Annotated in this window: 17 protein-coding genes; all 17 read right to left on the reverse strand. The window is 45.9% G+C overall.

Translation table 11 applies throughout. The annotated features are described in order from the left end of the window. Nucleotides 1–3,419, reverse strand: a 3,419-nt coding sequence (locus tag FRX57_RS07800; RefSeq protein ID WP_146567270.1) for a YSIRK-type signal peptide-containing protein, incomplete at its 3' end; no start/stop codon positions are given. Between the two features lie 254 nt (nucleotides 3,420–3,673). After that, nucleotides 3,674–5,530, reverse strand: a complete 1,857-nt coding sequence (locus tag FRX57_RS04865) for a proline--tRNA ligase (RefSeq protein WP_146567272.1) — start codon at nucleotides 5,528–5,530, stop codon at nucleotides 3,674–3,676. A 25-nt stretch (nucleotides 5,531–5,555) separates the two neighbouring features. Then, the gene (gene rseP, locus FRX57_RS04870; protein WP_146567274.1) at nucleotides 5,556–6,815 is read right to left on the reverse strand and encodes an RIP metalloprotease RseP; all 1,260 of its coding nucleotides are present in this window, start codon (nucleotides 6,813–6,815) and stop codon (nucleotides 5,556–5,558) included. Between the two features lie 84 nt (nucleotides 6,816–6,899). After that, the gene (locus tag FRX57_RS04875) at nucleotides 6,900–7,700 is read right to left on the reverse strand and encodes a phosphatidate cytidylyltransferase (RefSeq protein WP_146567276.1); all 801 of its coding nucleotides are present in this window, start codon (nucleotides 7,698–7,700) and stop codon (nucleotides 6,900–6,902) included. A gap of 11 nt (nucleotides 7,701–7,711) precedes the next feature. After that, complete coding sequence (locus FRX57_RS04880; protein WP_146567278.1) at nucleotides 7,712–8,458, reverse strand: undecaprenyl pyrophosphate synthase; 747 nt, start codon at nucleotides 8,456–8,458, stop codon at nucleotides 7,712–7,714. 131 nt (nucleotides 8,459–8,589) lie between these two features. Further along, nucleotides 8,590–8,922, reverse strand: coding sequence for a preprotein translocase subunit YajC (gene yajC, locus FRX57_RS04885; RefSeq protein ID WP_146567280.1), 333 nt, complete (start codon nucleotides 8,920–8,922; stop codon nucleotides 8,590–8,592). Nucleotides 8,923–8,984: 62 nt separating this feature from the next. Continuing rightward, the gene (gene purR, locus FRX57_RS04890) at nucleotides 8,985–9,797 is read right to left on the reverse strand and encodes a pur operon repressor (protein WP_146567282.1); all 813 of its coding nucleotides are present in this window, start codon (nucleotides 9,795–9,797) and stop codon (nucleotides 8,985–8,987) included. Nucleotides 9,798–9,884: 87 nt separating this feature from the next. After that, nucleotides 9,885–10,841 (reverse strand): 3'-5' exoribonuclease YhaM family protein, encoded by a 957-nt coding sequence (locus tag FRX57_RS04895; RefSeq protein ID WP_146567466.1) that lies wholly within the window; start codon nucleotides 10,839–10,841, stop codon nucleotides 9,885–9,887. Then, the gene (locus tag FRX57_RS04900; RefSeq protein WP_146567284.1) at nucleotides 10,816–12,102 is read right to left on the reverse strand and encodes a DNA recombination protein RmuC; all 1,287 of its coding nucleotides are present in this window, start codon (nucleotides 12,100–12,102) and stop codon (nucleotides 10,816–10,818) included. Before FRX57_RS04900 ends, FRX57_RS04895 begins: the two co-directional genes overlap by 26 nt. 1 nt (nucleotide 12,103) lies before the next feature. After that, entirely contained in the window at nucleotides 12,104–12,736 is a 633-nt protein-coding gene (locus FRX57_RS04905) for a thiamine diphosphokinase (protein WP_146567286.1), read from the reverse strand. Next, nucleotides 12,729–13,391 carry a ribulose-phosphate 3-epimerase gene (gene rpe, locus FRX57_RS04910; protein ID WP_146567288.1) on the reverse strand — a complete coding sequence of 221 codons (663 nt, stop codon included), beginning with the start codon at nucleotides 13,389–13,391 and terminating at the stop codon, nucleotides 12,729–12,731. Before rpe ends, FRX57_RS04905 begins: the two co-directional genes overlap by 8 nt. A 46-nt stretch (nucleotides 13,392–13,437) precedes the next feature. Beyond that, nucleotides 13,438–14,310 carry a ribosome small subunit-dependent GTPase A gene (gene rsgA, locus FRX57_RS04915; RefSeq protein ID WP_146567290.1) on the reverse strand — a complete coding sequence of 291 codons (873 nt, stop codon included), beginning with the start codon at nucleotides 14,308–14,310 and terminating at the stop codon, nucleotides 13,438–13,440. 272 nt (nucleotides 14,311–14,582) lie between these two features. Then, nucleotides 14,583–15,485, reverse strand: coding sequence for a helix-turn-helix domain-containing protein (locus FRX57_RS04920; protein WP_146567292.1), 903 nt, complete (start codon nucleotides 15,483–15,485; stop codon nucleotides 14,583–14,585). Between the two features lie 566 nt (nucleotides 15,486–16,051). Then, nucleotides 16,052–16,933 (reverse strand): 16S rRNA (adenine(1518)-N(6)/adenine(1519)-N(6))-dimethyltransferase RsmA, encoded by an 882-nt coding sequence (gene rsmA / locus FRX57_RS04925; RefSeq protein WP_146567294.1) that lies wholly within the window; start codon nucleotides 16,931–16,933, stop codon nucleotides 16,052–16,054. A gap of 2 nt (nucleotides 16,934–16,935) precedes the next feature. Then, nucleotides 16,936–17,505 carry a ribonuclease M5 gene (rnmV, locus tag FRX57_RS04930; RefSeq protein ID WP_146567296.1) on the reverse strand — a complete coding sequence of 190 codons (570 nt, stop codon included), beginning with the start codon at nucleotides 17,503–17,505 and terminating at the stop codon, nucleotides 16,936–16,938. Further along, nucleotides 17,492–18,271, reverse strand: coding sequence for a TatD family hydrolase (locus FRX57_RS04935; protein ID WP_186600835.1), 780 nt, complete (start codon nucleotides 18,269–18,271; stop codon nucleotides 17,492–17,494). Before FRX57_RS04935 ends, rnmV begins: the two co-directional genes overlap by 14 nt. A gap of 112 nt (nucleotides 18,272–18,383) precedes the next feature. Then, on the reverse strand, nucleotides 18,384–19,295 hold the full coding sequence (locus FRX57_RS04940) for a glycosyltransferase family 2 protein (RefSeq protein ID WP_146567298.1): 912 nt from the start codon (nucleotides 19,293–19,295) through the stop codon (nucleotides 18,384–18,386). Nucleotides 19,296–19,308: the final 13 nt, after the last annotated feature.

The raw sequence follows: 19,308 nt of genomic DNA on the forward strand, positions 1-19,308 counted from the left end.
GGAGTCTCGCTTGGTGTTTCACTTGGAGTCTCTGATGGAGTCTCGCTTGGTGTTTCACTTGGAGTCTCTGACGGAGTCTCGCTTGGTGTTTCACTTGGTGTCTCTGACGGAGTCTCACTTGGTGTTTCACTTGGAGTCTCTGACGGAGTCTCGCTTGGTGTTTCACTTGGTGTTTCACTTGGAGTCTCTGATGGAGTCTCGCTTGGTGTTTCACTTGGTGTCTCTGACGGAGTCTCACTTGGTGTTTCACTTGGAGTCTCTGATGGAGTCTCGCTTGGTGTTTCACTTGGAGTCTCTGACGGAGTCTCACTTGGTGTTTCACTTGGAGTCTCTGACGGAGTCTCGCTTGGTGTTTCACTTGGAGTCTCTGATGGAGTCTCGCTTGGTGTTTCACTTGGAGTCTCTGATGGAGTCTCGCTTGGTGTTTCACTTGGAGTCTCGGATGGAGTCTCGCTTGGTGTTTCACTTGGAGTCTCTGATGGAGTCTCGCTTGGTGTTTCACTTGGAGTCTCTGATGGAGTCTCGCTTGGCGTTTCACTTGGAGTCTCTGATGGAGTCTCGCTTGGCGTTTCACTTGGAGTCTCTGATGGAGTCTCACTTGGTGTTTCACTTGGAGTCTCGGATGGAGTCTCACTTGGTGTTTCACTTGGAGTCTCGGATGGAGTCTCGCTTGGTGTTGTACTTGAACCTGTTGAACCAGAAGATGATGGAAGAGTTGATTTTCTAATCTCAACAATAGCAGTCTTAGGCTCTGAACGTTTACCTTGACTATCGATAGCTACATAAGTAATAGTGTACTCACCTTCTGTATTAGAATCTAATCCACCTCTATCAACAATCTCAATTGTTGGTGATGTTGACTCTTTGTTGTCACCATCATCTTCCTTATCAGTAGCGCTAGCTCCACTCAACAACATTTCATCAGTGATTTCACGACCAGGATCGTAAGTTTTCTTCTTCGGTGGTGTTACTACTGGTGCTTCGTTGGTGATGTTGTTTTGCGCTGGCTCAGACATATTACGCCAGTTGTCGTAAGAACGAGCTGTGACACGCTCACCTTCTGGAAGGTTAACACCCTCTGGGGTTGGTGTTTGCAACTTACCGTCAACCATTGGGATTTGCTCGTATTGAGGTGCCTCAGCAGTACCGGTGTTACGATAGTAGTTACCGTCGTTACCTTTAATGTAGTAAACTGTTACAGGTTCACCATTGCTATTAGGATAAGTCACTTCCAAACCAGCAGTATCTGGGTCTGTTGGAGGTGTTACTGGTACAGTGTCTGCACCCGCCCACACATCATCGACAACTGGTGCAGCCGGAGGTGTCACGTCACGGACCAAGATACCAATTTGGTCTTGAACGTAGTTGTACGTTCCGAACTGGTCTTTCACTTCACGACCATTTGCTGCATAAAGTTCACGCACTTCACGAGCTAGTTCTGCTTGCTCTGGGGTACGTTGAAGTCTATCCGTATTTTCTGGCAACTTATCATCATAAGCTTCGATTGTAACGACATAGAAACCTGGAGTGGTTGGCGTTCCTTCAATCACGAAATGCGATGAGCCTGCCTCCATGGTCACTTTACGAATTGTCACACCGTCTGGCAAACCTTTGGCAATCACATAGTCAATCTCGTTATTTGTTGCTGTGGTTTTAACATCAATTGGTTGAATAGCTTCACCAACTGTCACATCACGGTAAGCCCCTTGATAGGTGCCGTTGTCAACTTGGCCACGTGGATCTGATTGACCTTGTTTCTCCGCTGCCACTTGTTCTGGCGTCTTGCTATCATCTTGACCTGTGATGGTTCTGTCTGGTGCAATATTATCAACAAAGTAAAGTTTTGTTAATACTTGCCAGAAGTAGGCATTGGCATCACGAGCCACCACACGGAAGTCAACTTGGTTGTTTTTATCCCAATCAATTGGGAAAGTCACTGTTTCATTCGCATTTGGATCGTTCAACTTGTAAGCCGCTGATGAGTCTTGCAAGTCTTCTGACAAGGCTCCCGTGTAAACATCCGCATACTCAGTATAGGTATCTTGGAAACGAACAGAAACATCTTTCTCTGTTGCGTAACGGTAGTCTGACTCAATACGAGACACTAGAGATTCTTTGTGTGGTTGTCCATCAAAGGTAGACTTAACCGTGTATGGCGCTGATTCGATTTGCTTCCCTGTTTGTGGGTTACGGGCAATAATCTTAACTTGCGCACCTTCACGCAATTGTGGCAACCATACTGATGTATAGAAAGGACGAAGAGCCGTGATACGTGGGTCTTCACCATCTGCTGGATCTGGAGCAGTTGGCTGGTCAGCATTCTTTTGCTCACGAGTTGCTGGGTCAACGACTGTATAGAATTGACCAGTGGCTACATCTTGGAAGTAGTAGTCCACGCCTTGAATAGCCGTGTATGACAAGTTTTGTGGGAAGGTACCCGCATCTGGGTTAGTTGTCCCTTGACCTGCTTCAACAATGTTGGCAGGGAAAATCTTGTTAGTGTCAAAGACGAAGGTTTGGTCAGGGTTTGTTGGGTCGTCGATAACGATAACACCAGCACCTTTTGGCAGGTTACCGATACGAGTGTTGTTGTCAACTTCTTCTTGAGTAGCTGCAAACATCACTGTTTGGCCTTCTGCTTCTTCGTTGTTGCTACCTGCTGCAGCGACATCTTCTTTGACAACATCAAAATTGATGACGTTCTTACGACCGCCACGCTCTGTTACGATAGCTGATTGAACTTCTGCTTGACCTTCTGCAAGTTTGTAACCAGCAAGGGCTGGTGCAGAACCTACTTCACTCTTAGCAGATACTTCAAAGGTTGCACGCTCTGTTGTTGGTAGAGTCGTTACACCTGTTGTTGACTTGTTAGTTTGGTAAACAACTTCGTTTGACGCAACGTCAGTATAAGTCACTTTGTAAGTAGTAGCGGCTACACGTGGTTGCTCAACAGTTACTGCTGCTGTTGTTGCAGTAGTTGGTGCAACTGATGCAGTTGGAGCTGCTGCTGGCGCTTGGCTAGTAGCTGCTTTAGCTGCTGTGCTTGCTGCTTCTGAAGTCGCAGTAGTTGACGCTGCTTCAGACTTAGCTGCCTCTGATGTTGCAACTGTTGATGCTGCTTCAGATACAGGAGCTGCTGATGTTGACTCAACAACTGGCGCTTCTACTGCTGGTGTTGAAACTGCAGGAGCTTCAACGACAGGAGCTGCTGTGCTTGCCTCCACTGTTGATTCTGGTGTCACTACTGTTGTTGTACTTGAGCCTGACGTTGCGTCCGTCGAGGCTACGGTTTCTTCTGCTTGGACGCCACCTGCGAATACCGCAAATACCGTACCAATCAGTACTGACGCAGCACCAAACTTAAACTTCTTAATCGTGAAGCGTTGTGCTGTGTCGTGCTGTTTATTCTTTTTAAACATGCAGAATGATTCTCCTTTTGATTATTTTTGTATTCAAAGATACAGGGTCATTATAACCTACCCCCCCCCACCTGTCAAATAATATGACTCGAAATGTTAAAAATTATACAAAACACCTTAATCAGTGTCAGTAGCCTTAGACTCTGTTTGTTAGGGTTTTCAAATCATTTGATTGTTTGTATAAAAAATCTCCCAGACCAAGGGGCTGGGAGACGGATATTTTCTTCTGGTGATTGATGTAAAATTGTTAAATATTAATTTTCCTTGGTTAGGATTTCCAAGGTTTCGAGTAGGTTGTCTTGATGAACTTCGATACTGTCACCAGTGGTCTTGATTTTGACCTCGACGATTCCTTCGCTAGCTTTTTTACCAACCGTTACACGGATTGGCAGACCAATTAAGTCACTATCAGAGAACTTAGACCCTACACGTTCGTTGCGGTCGTCGGTGAGAACGTCATAGCCAGCTCCTTGAAGTTGGTCTTCAATTGTTTGGGTCAAGGCTTGGGCTTGATCGTCTTTGACATTGACTGTAATCAGGTGGACATCGTATGGGGCCAACTCTTTAGGGAAATTGATGCCCCAAGCATACTTGTAATCACCCTTAGGTGTCTTGCTGACAAAGAGGCGAGCATGTTGCTCAATCACGGCTGAGAGGATACGACTAACCCCGATACCATAGCAACCCATGATGATTGGTTGACTGCGGCCATTTTCATCAAGGATGTTAGCGCCCATGCTAGCTGAGTAACGAGTACCGAGTTTGAAGATATGACCAATCTCGATACCTCGAGCAAATTTTAGGACCCCTTTGCCATCTGGTGATGGTTCGCCTTCACGAACTTCGCGGATATCAACATATTCAGCGGTAAAGTCACGACCAGCATTAGCGCCTGTTAGGTGGTAGCCATCTTGGTTGGCTCCAACCACTGCATTATGACAATCTTGTACCTTGCGATCAGCGATGATACGGATGTCTTCGGCAAGACCGACTGGGCCGAGGGAGCCAAAGTTAGCCCCAAAGACCTCAAGGGCTTGTTCTGGGCTAGCCGGTTCAAGGAAATCTGCCGCAAGGTAATTTTTCAGTTTGACATCATTAACTTGGTCATTGCCAACTAGGAGGGCCACCACTGGTTGACCATCTGCCATAAAGAGAAGGGTTTTGATGGTTTGCTCTTCTGGCACGCCCAAGAAGGACTTGACATCGTCAATGGTCTGACAATCTGGAGTTGCCACTTTTTCAAGGGGCTCTTGACTAACCACTTTGGTTTTTTGTTGGTAAGCACTGGTTGCCATCTCCAGGTTGGCTGCATAGGCTGACTCGCTGGAATAAGCAACCGTATCTTCTCCTGAAACCATCCAAGCTGCTAGCTCTTGCTTGATGTTTTCCAAAACCTCAGCAGGAATGTCTTCTAATGAGGCAATGGACTTGTCCAAAACCAACCAATGGTCTAGATCTGTCCGGTCAGGGGTAATGGCCATAAACTCTTGACTATCCTTACCACCCATGGCCCCACCGTCACCAATGATTGCCTTGAAATCAAGGCCTGCACGGGTAAAAATAGCTTCATAAGCCTTGCGGTAGTCTTCATAAGTCACATCCAAGCTCTCATAATCTTGGTGGAAACTGTAACCGTCTTTCATGATAAACTCACGGGTACGCAAGAGACCATTACGTGGGCGTTTTTCATCACGGTATTTGGCTTGAATCTGATAGAGATTGAGGGGGAGTTGCTTGTAGGATTTGACTGAATCACGTACCAGCATGGTTAAGGTTTCCTCATGGGTAGGACCCAGGATAAAGTCTGACTGGTCACGATTTTTCAGGCGATAGAGGTCGGCTCCGTAAGTGTCATAGCGGCCACTTTCGCGCCAGAGGTCGGCGGTCAAGAGAGCAGGGGCTTCCATTTCTACGGCACCAATTTTGGCAAATTCTTCACGCATGATGGCCTTGAATTTTTGCATGGTGCGGTTGGCTAAGGGCAGGTAGGCATAGATTCCTGCCGAGACTTGGCGGACATAGCCTGCACGAACCATCAGGGCATGGCTAATCACCTGAGCATCACTTGGCATCTCACGCAGGGTTGGGATAAGCATGTTACTTTGTTTCATTGTTTTCTTCCTTTACAGTTATAATCTAGAAAAAGGTTCGCATAATATCATTCCAAGTGACTGCCACCATAATGATGAGCATGATGACAAGGCCAGCAAAGGTGATATAGGTCTCTGTTTCTTGTTTGAGGGGTTTGCGACGGACAGCCTCTACGAGGTTAAAGAGAATTTTCCCTCCATCTAAAACTGGGATGGGCAAGAGGTTGAAAATTCCAATATTGATAGACAGGGAAGCCAGCAGGTAGAGGACATAATCAAAACCATTGTTGGCAGCATCACTGCTGACCCGGTAGATAGCCACTGGTCCACCCAGTTTATTGAGGTTGGGACGGAAAATCAAGTCTTGAAGGGCTCTAAAGATGCTTGTGGCTGATGAGAGGGTCATGTTGATCCCGCCAAGAAGCTTATCAAGGATCCCCGTCTTCAAGCCCGGTGATACCCCAATCAGAAACTGACCGTCAACTTGCTTGGGAGTGACCTCAACTTGCTTCTCCTGCCCCTTTTCTTTGATGGTTAGGGTTAGGGGTTGCCCTTCTGTCAAGTTCTTGGTTGACTTATCCACAGCTGTGGATAAGTCTTCCCAGTTACTAATGGTTTGATCTTGAAGCTTGGTAATTTGCACTGGGCTGGTCAAACCCGCCTGGGCCACGGCCCCATTTGGTGTGACCTGAAACTGGTTGCTATTGGGATCCGCCACCCCTCCTTGGATAAAGGCTAGGAGGGTAAAGACGACAAAGGCCAAGATAAAATTATTCATCGGCCCAGCAAAATTGGTGATGAGTTTTCCTAGGACACTGGCGTTCTGGTACTGAACATCCAAGGGGGCAATCCGTAATTCTGTCCCGTCAGTTTCAACAATGGTGGCCTCTGGATTGACCAAATAGGTCTTCTTGTCATCTAGGACCTGACCACTAAGCTCCAGCTGGTCTTCCAAATCATAAGCCGTGATGGCTATTGGGAGGCTGTTGTGGTCTACCTGTTTGTTAGACAGGTTGATGCGACTAACTCGTCCGTCTGCATCTAGGGTGATTGTCGCTGGCTGACCGGTTTTGATTTTGACTTGGTCATCTCCCCAACCCGCCATACGGACATACCCACCGATCGGCAGGATCCGAATGGTGTAGAGGGTGCCTTCCTTATCGCGATGGCTGAAAATTTTGGGACCCATACCGATGGCAAATTCACGGACTAGAATCCCTGATTTTTTGGCAAAATAGAAATGACCAAACTCATGAACCAGGACAATCACGCCAAAGATAAAGATAAAGGTCAAGATACCTAGCATGGTGTTACTCCTTTATTGCAATAAATTAAGGCAGTTGGCTACTGCTAAAGCCCAAGCAGACACTTGGTAAAGAGACAGGTCTTCCTAAAAAAGACCAAAGAAATCCATGATAGGTAGGACAAAAATCATGCTGTCAAAACGATCTAGCACACCACCGTGTCCAGGGATAAAAACTCCTGAGTCTTTGACACCAAAGTGACGTTTGATGGCACTTTCCACCAAATCACCAAATTGAGCAAATAGACTAAAGAGGATAACCAAGAGGAGCATGACAAAAATATTGTGCGGCGCATAAACTGAGGGATCAATCAGCATGAAGATAAAGGCCACGATAAAGGCTAGGGCAATTCCTCCTAGACTTCCTTCAATGGTTTTATTGGGAGACACATGAGGAAGTAAGGGGCGGTGACCAATTTGACGACCAACAAAGTAAGCCCCTGTGTCGGTTGCCCAGACGATAAAAATGGCTAACAAGACCTTATTGAGCCCCGCCATCTGAGCCACGACCAGATTTTGAAAACCAATCCCAACATAAAAACTAGCGGCAATCGGATAAGCGGCATCTTCAAACGAGTAGGAGCGACTATCTAGCACGGTTCCGCCCAAAAGAAGAAAAATGGTCAAGCCATAGGCTGTCAAGCTAGCATCAAGAGGGAGGGAACTAAAATAGTTTTGCAAGGGCACTGTCAGGAAAAAGGCTGCCAACATGGCTAGGACACCTTCAAACGAATAGACTTCCAAACCTTTCATCCGTAACAGTTCAGCAACTCCTAGCATGGCCAAGATACCGGCTAAAAGTTGGAAAAAGACTCCTCCTAGTAGTAAAAAGACGAGGAAGACAGCTGCTGCTGCCGTTCCGTAAATGATACGTTCTCGTTGTTGCATGATTCCTCTTTCTAAAGGCCACCAAAACGGCGGTGACGACGGTTGTATTCTTCTAGGGCCAAGACTAATTGATCTTGATCAAAGTCTGGCCACAAAACAGGGGTAAAATAAAATTCACTATAAGCAGCCTGCCAAGGAAGAAAATTACTCAAACGTAATTCCCCACTCGTGCGAATAATCAAATCAGGGTCTCTGACTTCCACAGGCAGTGATGCCGTCATTAGCTGATTTGAAATCAGGTCTTCTGTGATGTCAGCCGGCTTCAGTTGGCCTGCAGCTACCGCCTGCGCCAAGCTTTGTACAGCCCCTGTGATTTCTGCTCGACCCCCATAATTAAGGGCAAAATTTAGAATAAGGCCTTGATTGTCTTTGGTTAAGTCACACGCTTTTTGCAAGGCAGTGAGGGTCGGAGCTGGTAGGGCTGCTTGGTCACCGATCACTTGAACCTTAACCCCATTTTGATGAAGTTGAGGAACATAGTGATCAAAAAACTCAACTGGCAAATTCATGATGAACTTGACCTCGTCTTGCGGGCGAGACCAGTTTTCCGTTGAAAAGGCATAGACAGTCAAGACCTTGACCCCCAGCTCAGAAGCCTTGATGGTAACCTTTTGCAGGGCATCCATGCCTGCCTTATGACCAAAAACCCGGGGCTGCATGCGTTTTTTGGCCCAACGCCCATTGCCATCCATGATGATACCGATATGCTGAGGAACCTTTTCTAGACTGGTTTCTGCTGCTTTCTTTTTAAATAACATGATTTTCTTACGTTCACTTCCTAGGGATTAAGTTTATTTTATCATAAGTCCAGTGGATTTGGTAACTACTGGCTCTTTTTCCGAGGATTGGGTGGCCAACACCGGCTATCAGAAAAAGAGTAGGCAACATCCTACTCTTCAGTCTTTTCTTGATTGGTAAGGTCAACTGCTTCTGAGCTATCAGTTGAGGGACTAGTTGCTGAAGGGATGTTGGCCTTGGCCACCACACGTTTAATAGCTGTTAACTCAAAGGTGAGATAGACACCATCGACATCCAAGACAATTTTCTTGTTGGCAAGGTCTACTTCGTCAACAATGGCATACATGCCACCGATAGTGACGACTTCGTCTCCCTTGGTTAATTGACTACGTTCTTCCTCAGCCTTGCGTGCCTGTTTCTTTTGTTGCTGTTGCATCCAGAAAATCATGGCTAACATGACCAAGAAAATCAAAATAGTTGACATGTTTTATCCTCCTTCAATCTTATAGACTACTATAGCAGATTTTAAGCAATCTGACAAGGGGGTTAGTCTAGGATATTACCGAGGTCAACTTGGACGTCATTGGTCTTGGTGTCTAATTTAGAGACTGTGAGTAGGGATTTGTAGGTCAAGTCAAGGTCACGTTCTTGCTTGTTATCAGCCAATACTGCTACACCAACAAGGTCACAATCAAATTCTTTGAGCAGGCTAGTCATGCCGACCACAGTTCCGCCACCTTTCAAGAAATCATCAACAATCAAGACACGACTGTTGGGCTTGAGACTGCGCTTAGACAAGAACATCTTTTCGATGCGGTTACTGGAACTACTAGCATAGTTGATCGAAACCGTAGAACCTTCTGTTACCTTTAGGTCACGACGGACAATCACAAAAGGCACATCTAAGACACTCGCCACTGCATTGGCTAGGGGAACTCCCTTAGTCGCCACTGTCATGACGGCATCAATTTTTTCATACCTAAAGCTATTGGCAATGATACGGCCGATATTGCGCAAAACCTTGGGACTACTCAGCAAATCAGAAAAGTAGAGGTAGCCTCCCGGCAAGATACGATCGCCTTGAGCCAGTTGTTCTCGCAGGTACTCTAATACTTCTTTTGCTTCACTTTCTGCCATACCCGGACGGAAAATAACGCCACCGCTAGCCCCAGCTAGGGTTTCGATTTCTCCGATGGAAGCCTGCTGAAAGGCCTTCTTGATAATGGCAATGTCTTCTGAGATAGACGACTTGGCAGATTCATATTTGTCTGCAAAATAGCCCAAGCTCGTCAGCTTATAGGGATTGTTCATCAGGTAGTTAGAAATCACTACCATACGTTCACTTCGTCTTAATTTCATGCTGCTTTTCTCTTTCATATATCTTTACTATTCTTATTATACCATCATTCAAGTAAAAAGCGAATATTATGACTCGAACAGGCCATTTTACTGTTTATCAATGGGATCAAGGTGAGGTTTATAGAAAGAACGACTGTCCAAGGCAAAAATTCGAGGGGTCAATTCTCCCTTATCCACCTTATCTAAGGCTGTCATCATCATCATCATCTTGGCATCAATGTTATCAATTTGGTGCAAGATTTCCGCTTCCATCACCATGGGGCGCACCGGACTGCCATACTCTAGTTGGCCGTGATGGCTCAAGACTAGATGCCTTAACAAGAGGACCTCTTCTGACTGATCATCTAAGCCCAGCTCCATAACCACTTTAGTGATTTCTTCATTAACCAGGGCAATGTGGCCAATTAAGTTGCCACGAATGGTATACTCGGTGTGGTCAGCACCTGTTAATTCCAAGACCTTAGCCAAATCGTGAATCATAATGCCAGCAAACAACAAACTTTTATTAAGGACTGGATAAATCGTCACTAGGGCCTCAGCCAAACGAATCATGGTTGCTGTATGATAGGCTAGCCCTGACTCAAAGGCATGGTGGTTGGTCTTGGCTGCAGGAAAATGATAAAAGGCCTGGTCATATTTGCGATAAAGGGCACGAACAATCCGTTGCCAGGTCGCATTTTCAATTTTAAACAACATCTGTTCAAGGTAATCCCGTGTTTCCTGCAAGTTGACCGGTGATTTTTCTCGAAAGAGGCTAGGATCATTGGGTTCTCCATCACGGGGGAGGCGGAGAGTGATTTGATTAACCTGAGGGCTACCGTTATATACCTCTCGACGACCAGTCATGTGGACAACTCGACCTGTGGTAAATTCTTGCACATTGTGAGGCTGAGCATCCCAGAGATTGCCGGAAATCTCACCTGTATCGTCTTGAAAGACCATTGCAAGATAGTTTTTGCCTGCCCTTGTCTTTCGCAACTCAGCCCCTTTGATGAGGTAGAAGCCCTCAAAAAGTTCATCACGTTTCATTTGGTTTATTTTCATCATTATCTTCTCCTAAGTAGGCCGCATCTAAAAGCGTTTGGGGCAAGCGATCATCATAGTTGTCAATTTGGTCCAAGACACGAACCAAGGCCTTGGTCCTTGTTGTCATTAAGGTATCCAGGCTATTACTGGCTGTCCGCAGCTGCTTTTGGGTCTTGGCTAAGATGCCACCAAACTGATTAAACTCCGTCTTGACCTGACCTAGTATTTTACTAATATCTTGGGCATTCTTTTGGATATTGAGCGTTTTGAAGCCGACAGAGAGTGAGTTGAGCAAGGCCGCTAGAGTGCTAGGACCTGCTACCAAGACCTGCTGTTCTCGCCGCAGACGATCAAAAAAGTCAGCCTGACGGACAATTTCAGCATAGAGGCTCTCTGTTGGTAAAAACATAATGGCAAACGGGGTAGTTGCAGGGGGATTGAGGTACTTGCTCTGAATGGCCTTGGCAAAGCCTTTAACACTGGCCTGAAGACTCTTCCGGGCTTGTTCAATCGCTGGTTTATCCCCAAGCTCATAGGCTTCTTCCAAGCGGTAATAGTCCTCAAGGGGAAACTTGGCATCAACGGGTAGGTAAACATAACCCTCCTCCCCTTGGGCCGGCAATTTAATCGCATATTCCACCCGGTCAGAGCTACCCGATACGGTCACATATTCTCGCTCATACTGTTGAGGACTGAGGATATCTTCGATAATCTGCCCCAGCTGCAATTCCCCTAGAATCCCCCTGGTCTTGCTGCCCGACAAGATTTTATTGAGGGTCCCAACATCACGGGCTACCGTCTGCATTTCACCTAGACCTTTATTGACACTTTCTAGCTGTCTCGAAACGGAATCAAAAGAGCTCTGCAAACGTAAATGAAGGGTTTTGTCCAGCTTTTCTTCTACCGTCTGCCGCATGGTCTCTAACTTGCTTTCGTTAGAGGCTTGCATGTCCTTGACGGCTTGGAACAACTGATTGTTGATGGCTTCCAAGCGACGATCTGACCAGTCACGATTTTGGGTCAGGTTGTGATTGAGCACTTGGTGAAGGTCAGAGAGTTGTTGGTTGAGGTCGGCCTGTAGGCGATTCATCTGACTCGCCAAATCCAATTGCTGATTTTTTCCCACCAATTCTAACTGATAGGTTAATTGATCTGACAAATTGTCAGCATGAGCCTCCAAAATCTGCTTTAAGTCTTGTTCAAGTTTGGCACTCTTCATAAAGAGCAGATAAAGGCCTACAAGTAGGGAAACTGTCAGGAAAAAAAGGGCAAGGGTCATGCTAGCTCCTATCTCTGCTTTGGATAATGACAGCATAGCCCGATGATAAGGTCAGGCTAATAGCTGACGCGGTAAATTCATTGCTGACATAGATTTTACGCTGGAAATAATTTTGTGGTGTCAAGGGATATTTGGCTCCCTCAATGGTCAGTTGGCCCGCTGACTCAGCCAAAAAAGAAATATAGGTCATGCCCTCTTGGCGGGACAGGTGGTGCTGGCCAGCTAGGCAGTAACTAATATGATTTTGCTGATCCCGCAGGGTAATCTGACCGGCAAAGGGCATCAAGTCAGGATGACTGGGTAAAAAAACATTGGCCAAAGCATGGTCCAGGCGGCCACCCAAGGCTCCAAAAATGGTGACTTGGGCCTGAGGCCAACGATTGAACACCGTCAAGAGGGCTAACTCTGTATCGGTCTCATTTTTTTCAGCTTTGGCCCGAACTAGTTGCTTGGCTTGAGCTAAAATGAGCTGCCTTTCCTCCTCACTGACCGAATCAAAGTCACCAACAGCTAGATCCAATGGCAAACCAGCTTGCAGGAGGGCCAAGCACCCACGATCCACTCCCACAAAACCATCAAATCCCCTGCTAAAGTAAGACAGGTCTCCTCCCAAAAAGAGGGCTATTTTAGGCATTTAACACCTCTGTCAGACGAGCGACATTTGCCGCTAAATCCCCTTTAAAAAGGTAAGAGCCGGCAACAAAAACGTTGGCTCCTGCCTGTTGGGCTAGTTTGATGGTGGTGTCATCAATACCCCCATCAACCTCAATGTCAAAGGCCAATCCTCGCTCCTGGCGTAAGGTGACCAAATCTTGCACCTTGGTCAAGGTTGAGGGAATAAAGGCCTGACCGCCAAAACCTGGATTTACGGTCATGATTAGCACCTGATCAACCAAGTCCAAAACAGGTTCCAAGGCCGTTAGGGGCGTTCCTGGGTTGATGACCACACCAGCTTTCATCCCCGCCGCCCTGATTTTTTGCAAGGCTCCGTGAATATGGGGGGTGCTTTCAGTATGAATGGTCATAATATCTGCGCCTGCCTGAGCCAGGGCATCAATATAACGCTCGGGATTAACCACCATGAGGTGGCAGTCAAAGACGAGTTTACTATGTTTGCGCATGCTCGCCACCACATCCGCACCAAAGCTGATGTTAGGTACAAATTGACCGTCCATCAGGTCAATATGGACATAGTCAACACCGGTCTCTTCAATACGTTTTAATTCACTGGCAAAATTTGCATAGTCCGCCGCCAAAATAGATGGGGCAAGTTTGGTTACTAGGGTCATATTTTCCTCTTTCTAAGGTCCGGAGCCCGGATAAGAACACGTGGGCTTATTTTTTCTTTGATACTTTCTTATAGGTTTCCCTACGGTTTTCAATTTCGCTCAATAATTGCAAATAGTTATCATAACGTTGGTGCCAGATTTCCCCTGTCTCCACTGCCTGTTTAACGGCGCAGGCAGGCTCATGTGTGTGGGTACAGGTTCTAAATTTACAGGCCAAACTGACTTGGGCCAATTCTGGAAAGGCCTGATTCAACTCCTCACTAGTCGTCACCTCATAGTCTAGGGCACTAAAACCGGGGGTATCGGCAATCAAGCCCTGATTAACGTGGAAGAGACTAACCGCCCGAGTCGTGTGTTTCCCACGCCCCAAACTCTCAGATATCTCTCCCGTTTCTAATTGTAATTCAGGCGCTAGCTTGTTGAGCAGGGTGGATTTCCCAACCCCTGTCTGCCCCATAAAGACCGTTACTTGATGGGAGAGATGGGGTAATAAATCCTCATAAGATAAGATAAACTCATAGCCTATCTGACGGTAGCGTTCAGCAATTTCCCTCATCTCCCCCTGGTCGGTCAAAAGATCTAGCTTGGAAATGTAGACTAGAGGTTTAATTTTTTTATAGGCCAAGAGAACCAAAAAACGGTCCAGAAGATTGGCATTAAAATCTGGCTCCTTGGCACTCATCACAACAACTGCCTGGTCAATGTTCACAATGGGGGGACGTACTAGCGCATTATGACGTTCCTTGATTGCTAGAATGTAGCCCTCGGAATGTTCTGGAGCCGAAAACTCCACCCAGTCGCCGACATAAGGGGTTTGCCCCTTTTGACGAAAATTACCACGCGCCCGTGTTTGATACAAGTGTCCTTGATATTCCACATAGTAAAAACCTGCCAAGGCCTTAACAATTCTTCCTTGCAACTGCTCTCCTTCTTGTTTTCTTTTTTTCTATTATACCAAAAAAAACAAACTTGTCCTATTAGAGAGGAAAACTTTTGACATCGCTTTCTGAACAGAAGATAGACGCAAAAAAAGAGAACCGAAGTTCTCTTAGCCATTAATAATGAGCCACAGTAATAGAAATAGTTGGAGTAACAGTTGTTTTTTCATCACGACTATCCTTTCTCTTTGTTATTACATGACTATTGTAATACAAGATTGAAAGAAAGAACAGGACATGGATGTCACCCTACTTAATCGGTGGCCAAATCTTTTGCGATTTCCTGAGCTAAATTCGTCAAAAAAACCTGATCGCCAATATCCTGGGCCAACAAAGTAGCCATGTCATAGATTTGTTTGGCCTTCGTCTTATCCTTTAGATGATAAACGTAATATTTGGCCCTAAAGACAAGGGTTACTGGTCGATAAACTTGCTGCAAAGTTTGCTGGATAATGTCATCCATCCGGTCAACCGCAATGAGCATCCAGTCATAGTCTTGGCTGGCAAGATAGGCCCCGGCAATTGTACTCAGGGCACCCAATAGGCCAACATTGTAGAATTCATGCCCTTGTATGGCTTGCTTTAGGACCTTATCCAAGCAAACCTTTAGGTTGTGAGGGGGCTTGACGTTCCCTTGACATTGCAAGGCGTAGTATTTTATCAACAGGAGGTCATTTAAACTATAAACATCCTTGATTAACACTTGACTCAAATAATCAGCAAACAAAAGGTCTGCCATGTCGCCCCGAGGCTCCACTTGCCAGTCCAACAAGCGTTCAATTAGGTCCAAGGTTAACAGTTCTTCCTCCGGCAAGAGGTCAAAATATGCCTGGTAGATTTCCGCAATGAGTTGGTTTTTTTCAGAAATCCGCTCAGCATCCCCATAGGAACTGCTCTTGAACAGGAGGTATTTTTTCTCAAAATAACTTTCTGGAATCTGAATATTATTTTCACCCAAGATATCTGTCACCTGAAGTCCCAGTGTTGCTGCAATATATTCAAGTTTGACTAAGGTTGGTAGGGATTTGCCCTGTTCAATCCTCATCAACTGTCTCACGGTCAACTCCGTTTCCATCCCACAAAATTGTTCTCGTGTGAGGCCACGGCGTTCCCGCTCTTGACGAATTTTTTGACCTATTAGCCTTTTTTTATCCATACTTCCCCTCCTAAATTTATCGATTTCCCAAGATGATAGCTGACATCATGCGTCTAGTTCTCAAACACCTCACCTGATGACACGTCACCCCTAACCGTCTTGGGCAAGAAGACTTTCAACATCATGCGCGCGTTTTCTTTGATTAACTGTAGCATCTTGACCTCGCCTATCATCAACAGACGCTAGGAACACGTCAAGCATTTCCATACCTACTTTGTTAAGGCTTGCTAAGCCTCAACAACTATCAACTCATTATCACCAACCTAACTGATTTACTGTCATTATAACATATTTGCATTTTTTGGAAAACGCTAACAACTTCGATTCCTTTATTTTTTATCATTAGGGCTTATTAATGTTTGATATTTAAAACAAATAGAGGGGGATTTCTTGATTTTTAAGGATAATATCTGCTTATCTGTGATTAAGTAGGCTATGGAAGCTTTATTCGTGTCTTAGCAGATGATCAGCCGAATAGACCGGCTGAGTGCTCGCCAACTTTATGACAGGTAAGAGAAACACTCTAGCGCCAGGACAAAAGGAAAAAGCCCTTAACAGGGCTTGGTTTAATCCTTTACGGTTAACTCCATCAAGAGGCTATCTGACAAGCTGGCAAAGTCCTCAATAGACAGGGCCTCACCACGCAAGTTAGGAGCTAGATTGGCCACTTGGAGAGCTTGCTCCAGCTGGGCCTTGATGTCATCTGACTTGCCAAAATGGTTAGTCAGGTTATTCCAAAGGGTTTTACGCCGATGGACAAAGGAGGCCTTGGCCACACGGAAGAAAAAATCTTCATCCTTGACCGTCACCAAGGGCTGGTCACGACGGACCATTTTGAGGATGGCCGAGTCCACATTGGGGGCCGGCACAAAAACTGTCCGTGGCACGATAAAGGCCACCTTGGCAGTCATGTAGTACTGGACAGCGATGGACAGGCTGCCGTAAGCCTTGGTTTTAGGCTGGGCAGAAATCCGGTCAGCCACTTCCTTTTGCATCATGACGACAAACTCGCTGAAAGGGATTTTACTCTCAATCAGGTGCATGAGAATGGGCGTTGTAATATAGTATGGTAGATTAGCCACCACCTTGATCGGTAGGTCAGGATTTTTGAAGGCCTTGATCCGCTCTTGCAAATCCGCCTGCAAAATATCCTCATTAACCACGGTCACATTATCAACATGTCCCAAGGTGTCCGCCAAAATCGGAATCAGGCGGTCGTCAATCTCAAAGGCCATGACCTCGGCTGCATGTTCAGCCAAGAACTCGGTCAAAGCCCCAATCCCAGGACCAATCTCAATGACATTGACTTGTTTGTCAATCTCTGCTGTGTCAACAATTTTTTGTAAAATATTAGTATCGGTCAGGAAATTCTGACCGAAAGATTTCTTAAAGGTAAACCCATGACGGTCCAAAACCGCCTTGGTCACACGATAATCTGCGATTTTCATCTTTACTCCTTCTCGTAAGCTCCCAAAGCCTGCTCCACCTCAACTAAATCTATTCCGAAAAGGTTCAAACGTTTGAGCAGTTGTTTACCATTGCAGTAGCCAATGCGGAGCTTTTGGCCTAGGTATTCTCGTCGTTTGCGGCTATCAGCTCCCAAGACAAGCCCTAGTCTGACTAAATCAGCTTGGCGAATATCAGATGGTGCTCGGTCCTGAGAGGGACCACGCACACTAGCCAAGGCTTTTTCTAAATCAACAAAACTGGCATGTTCAACGCCCAAGGAACGTCCCTTGGTCTTAGAGCTTGGGACAGCTTCATGGGGATTAAGGAAGGCATGCTTGACAGTAGGTATGGCTTGACTAATCATTTTTCGAATCCGCTCGCCATTAAAGTCTGGGTCGGTCAGGACAATTACCCCCCGCAGATGATGCAGTCGCTCAATGCGCTCTAAATCAACCCGGTTGATAGCTGAACCTTGGGTTTCGTAGGTGTCGACCTCATAAAACCGTTTCAGATTGACGGTGTCGTCCTTGCCTTCAACCACAATCACTTCTGCAATCTTAATTTTTTCCATCTAACTGAAACACCTTCAACGCATTTTGGTAAGTTGCTGTTGCGACTTCATCAACCGTTAAGCCACGCAGCTCTGCGATTTTATCAACAACATAGCGGGTGTAGGCAGTGCGGTTTTCCCGACCTCGTTTAGGAACTGGTGCTAGGTAGGGGGCATCTGTTTCAACTAAAATCTTATCCAATGGCAGGTGTTGAGCTGATTCCTGAATGTCTACCGCTTTCTTAAAGGTCACAACACCGGAAAACGAAATCATCATGCCTAAATCAACAAATCGCTCTGCCATTGCCAAAGAGCCAGAATAAGAGTGCATAATCCCTCCGGCTGGTCCGACACCAACCTCCTTGATGATTTGGTAGGTATCCTCAAGGGCATCACGGGTATGGACAACAAAAGGTAGTCTCAACTCTTTAGCCAGTTCCATCTGACGCTGAAAGACACGCGCCTGCGTCTCCTTGTCAGCCGTCATCCAGTGATAATCTAAGCCAATCTCCCCCAGAGCGATAACCTTGGGGTGTTGGAGAGCATTGAGCAAATAGCTTTCCACGTCGTCATCATAAGTTCCAGCCTCAGTCGGATGCCAGCCAAGGGTTAGGTAAATCTCTGGGTATTGATCGGCCAGAGCCAAGGCCTTATCAATCGTTGGGCGGTCAAAACCAACCACATTGTGGCAGGTTACACCTAGCTCCTTGGCTAGGGCAAGTTCTTCTGCAACCCGACCGTCAAACTGCTCCACATTGAGGTGGGTATGGGTGTCAAAAATCTGTATCATATCTTGTTTGCTCATAAGTCTATTATATCATAAAGAAAAGATGAACAAGCTTATTCTCGTTCATCCTCCTGTCATCCATCTAAAACAGTGAGTAGCCACATCAAAGAGACTATTTCTCCGCCGCTACATATTCTACTGGTGGATTGAAAGTTAAGCCTGCAAGCAAGCCCTGCCAAACAATCTTGAATTTTTTGAAACGATAGCTTTTAGCCGCAAACAGAAGCAAGAAAGACAAGGCTATTTGCTTAAAGAAATAAACTGTTGCTGGCCAAAGGCCATCTTGTTTTTTGATATAGAAGCGGTTGCGTACGTTATAGAAATAGCGTCCCACACGGTCTGAATCTTCTTTGAGTAGCACACGCCAGGTAGTTCCTGCGTTGACTTGCATCTTGTGGGTAATTTGACTCGTCCCAACCAGATAGGCAGGCAAGTGTTTAGCAATCCGTAGGGAATACTCTGAATCATCTGCCCAGATAAAGAATTCTTTGATTGGCAGACCATATTCGATAACCACTTCTTTTTTAATAAAGAAGGACACAAAGGTCGCCCGCTTAATCTTAACCAAGCTTGGATAACTTGGCAGTCCTGCATACCAGCCAGAATCTGCGACATCTTGCAAGTTCATGCGACAAGGAGCACCGTCGGTAAACTTGGCAAAACTACTCAAATAGCCAAACTTATTATCAAGGGCTTGGGCTGCCTTAACAAACTCCGTTAGGGTGTCAGGATGAGCAATGGTATCATCATCCATCAACCAAAAATAGTCATAATCACGAGAAGCACCTTCTTTAAGGGCAAAGTTGAAACCACCAGCTCCACCAAGGTTTTCACCCGTATTGATGTAGTCAATCTGGCCAGCTGCTAGGTAAGGGGCGAGTGCCTCTTCTGTGCCATCGGTACTTTTATTGTCAACAATTAAAATATCACAATTAGTTTCCTGGGCCAACAAGGCATTCACACACTCCAATAAAAGCTCTTTTCTGTTGTAGGTAACAACTAGAGCCAACACATTATTTTTCATTATATTCCTCTAT

Source organism: Streptococcus cuniculipharyngis, from assembly GCF_007859195.1.
Taxonomy (GTDB): Bacteria; Bacillota; Bacilli; order Lactobacillales; family Streptococcaceae; genus Streptococcus; species Streptococcus cuniculipharyngis.

What these genes read in the sequence shown, in the direction of transcription:
- FRX57_RS04895 (WP_146567466.1), bottom strand. Translation starts at nt 10,841, where the DNA reads ATGAAAATAAACCAAATGAAACGTGATGAACTTTTTGAGGGCTTCTAC.
- yajC (WP_146567280.1), bottom strand. Translation starts at nt 8,922, where the DNA reads ATGTCAACTATTTTGATTTTCTTGGTCATGTTAGCCATGATTTTCTGG.
- rpe (WP_146567288.1), bottom strand. Translation starts at nt 13,391, where the DNA reads ATGACCCTAGTAACCAAACTTGCCCCATCTATTTTGGCGGCGGACTAT.
- FRX57_RS04865 (WP_146567272.1), bottom strand. Translation starts at nt 5,530, where the DNA reads ATGAAACAAAGTAACATGCTTATCCCAACCCTGCGTGAGATGCCAAGT.
- purR (WP_146567282.1), bottom strand. Translation starts at nt 9,797, where the DNA reads ATGAAATTAAGACGAAGTGAACGTATGGTAGTGATTTCTAACTACCTG.
- rsmA (WP_146567294.1), bottom strand. Translation starts at nt 16,933, where the DNA reads ATGAAAATCGCAGATTATCGTGTGACCAAGGCGGTTTTGGACCGTCAT.
- FRX57_RS04920 (WP_146567292.1), bottom strand. Translation starts at nt 15,485, where the DNA reads ATGGATAAAAAAAGGCTAATAGGTCAAAAAATTCGTCAAGAGCGGGAA.
- rnmV (WP_146567296.1), bottom strand. Translation starts at nt 17,505, where the DNA reads ATGGAAAAAATTAAGATTGCAGAAGTGATTGTGGTTGAAGGCAAGGAC.
- FRX57_RS04900 (WP_146567284.1), bottom strand. Translation starts at nt 12,102, where the DNA reads ATGACCCTTGCCCTTTTTTTCCTGACAGTTTCCCTACTTGTAGGCCTT.
- FRX57_RS04880 (WP_146567278.1), bottom strand. Translation starts at nt 8,458, where the DNA reads ATGTTATTTAAAAAGAAAGCAGCAGAAACCAGTCTAGAAAAGGTTCCT.
- FRX57_RS04875 (WP_146567276.1), bottom strand. Translation starts at nt 7,700, where the DNA reads ATGCAACAACGAGAACGTATCATTTACGGAACGGCAGCAGCAGCTGTC.
- FRX57_RS04940 (WP_146567298.1), bottom strand. Translation starts at nt 19,295, where the DNA reads ATGAAAAATAATGTGTTGGCTCTAGTTGTTACCTACAACAGAAAAGAG.
- FRX57_RS04905 (WP_146567286.1), bottom strand. Translation starts at nt 12,736, where the DNA reads ATGCCTAAAATAGCCCTCTTTTTGGGAGGAGACCTGTCTTACTTTAGC.
- rseP (WP_146567274.1), bottom strand. Translation starts at nt 6,815, where the DNA reads ATGCTAGGTATCTTGACCTTTATCTTTATCTTTGGCGTGATTGTCCTG.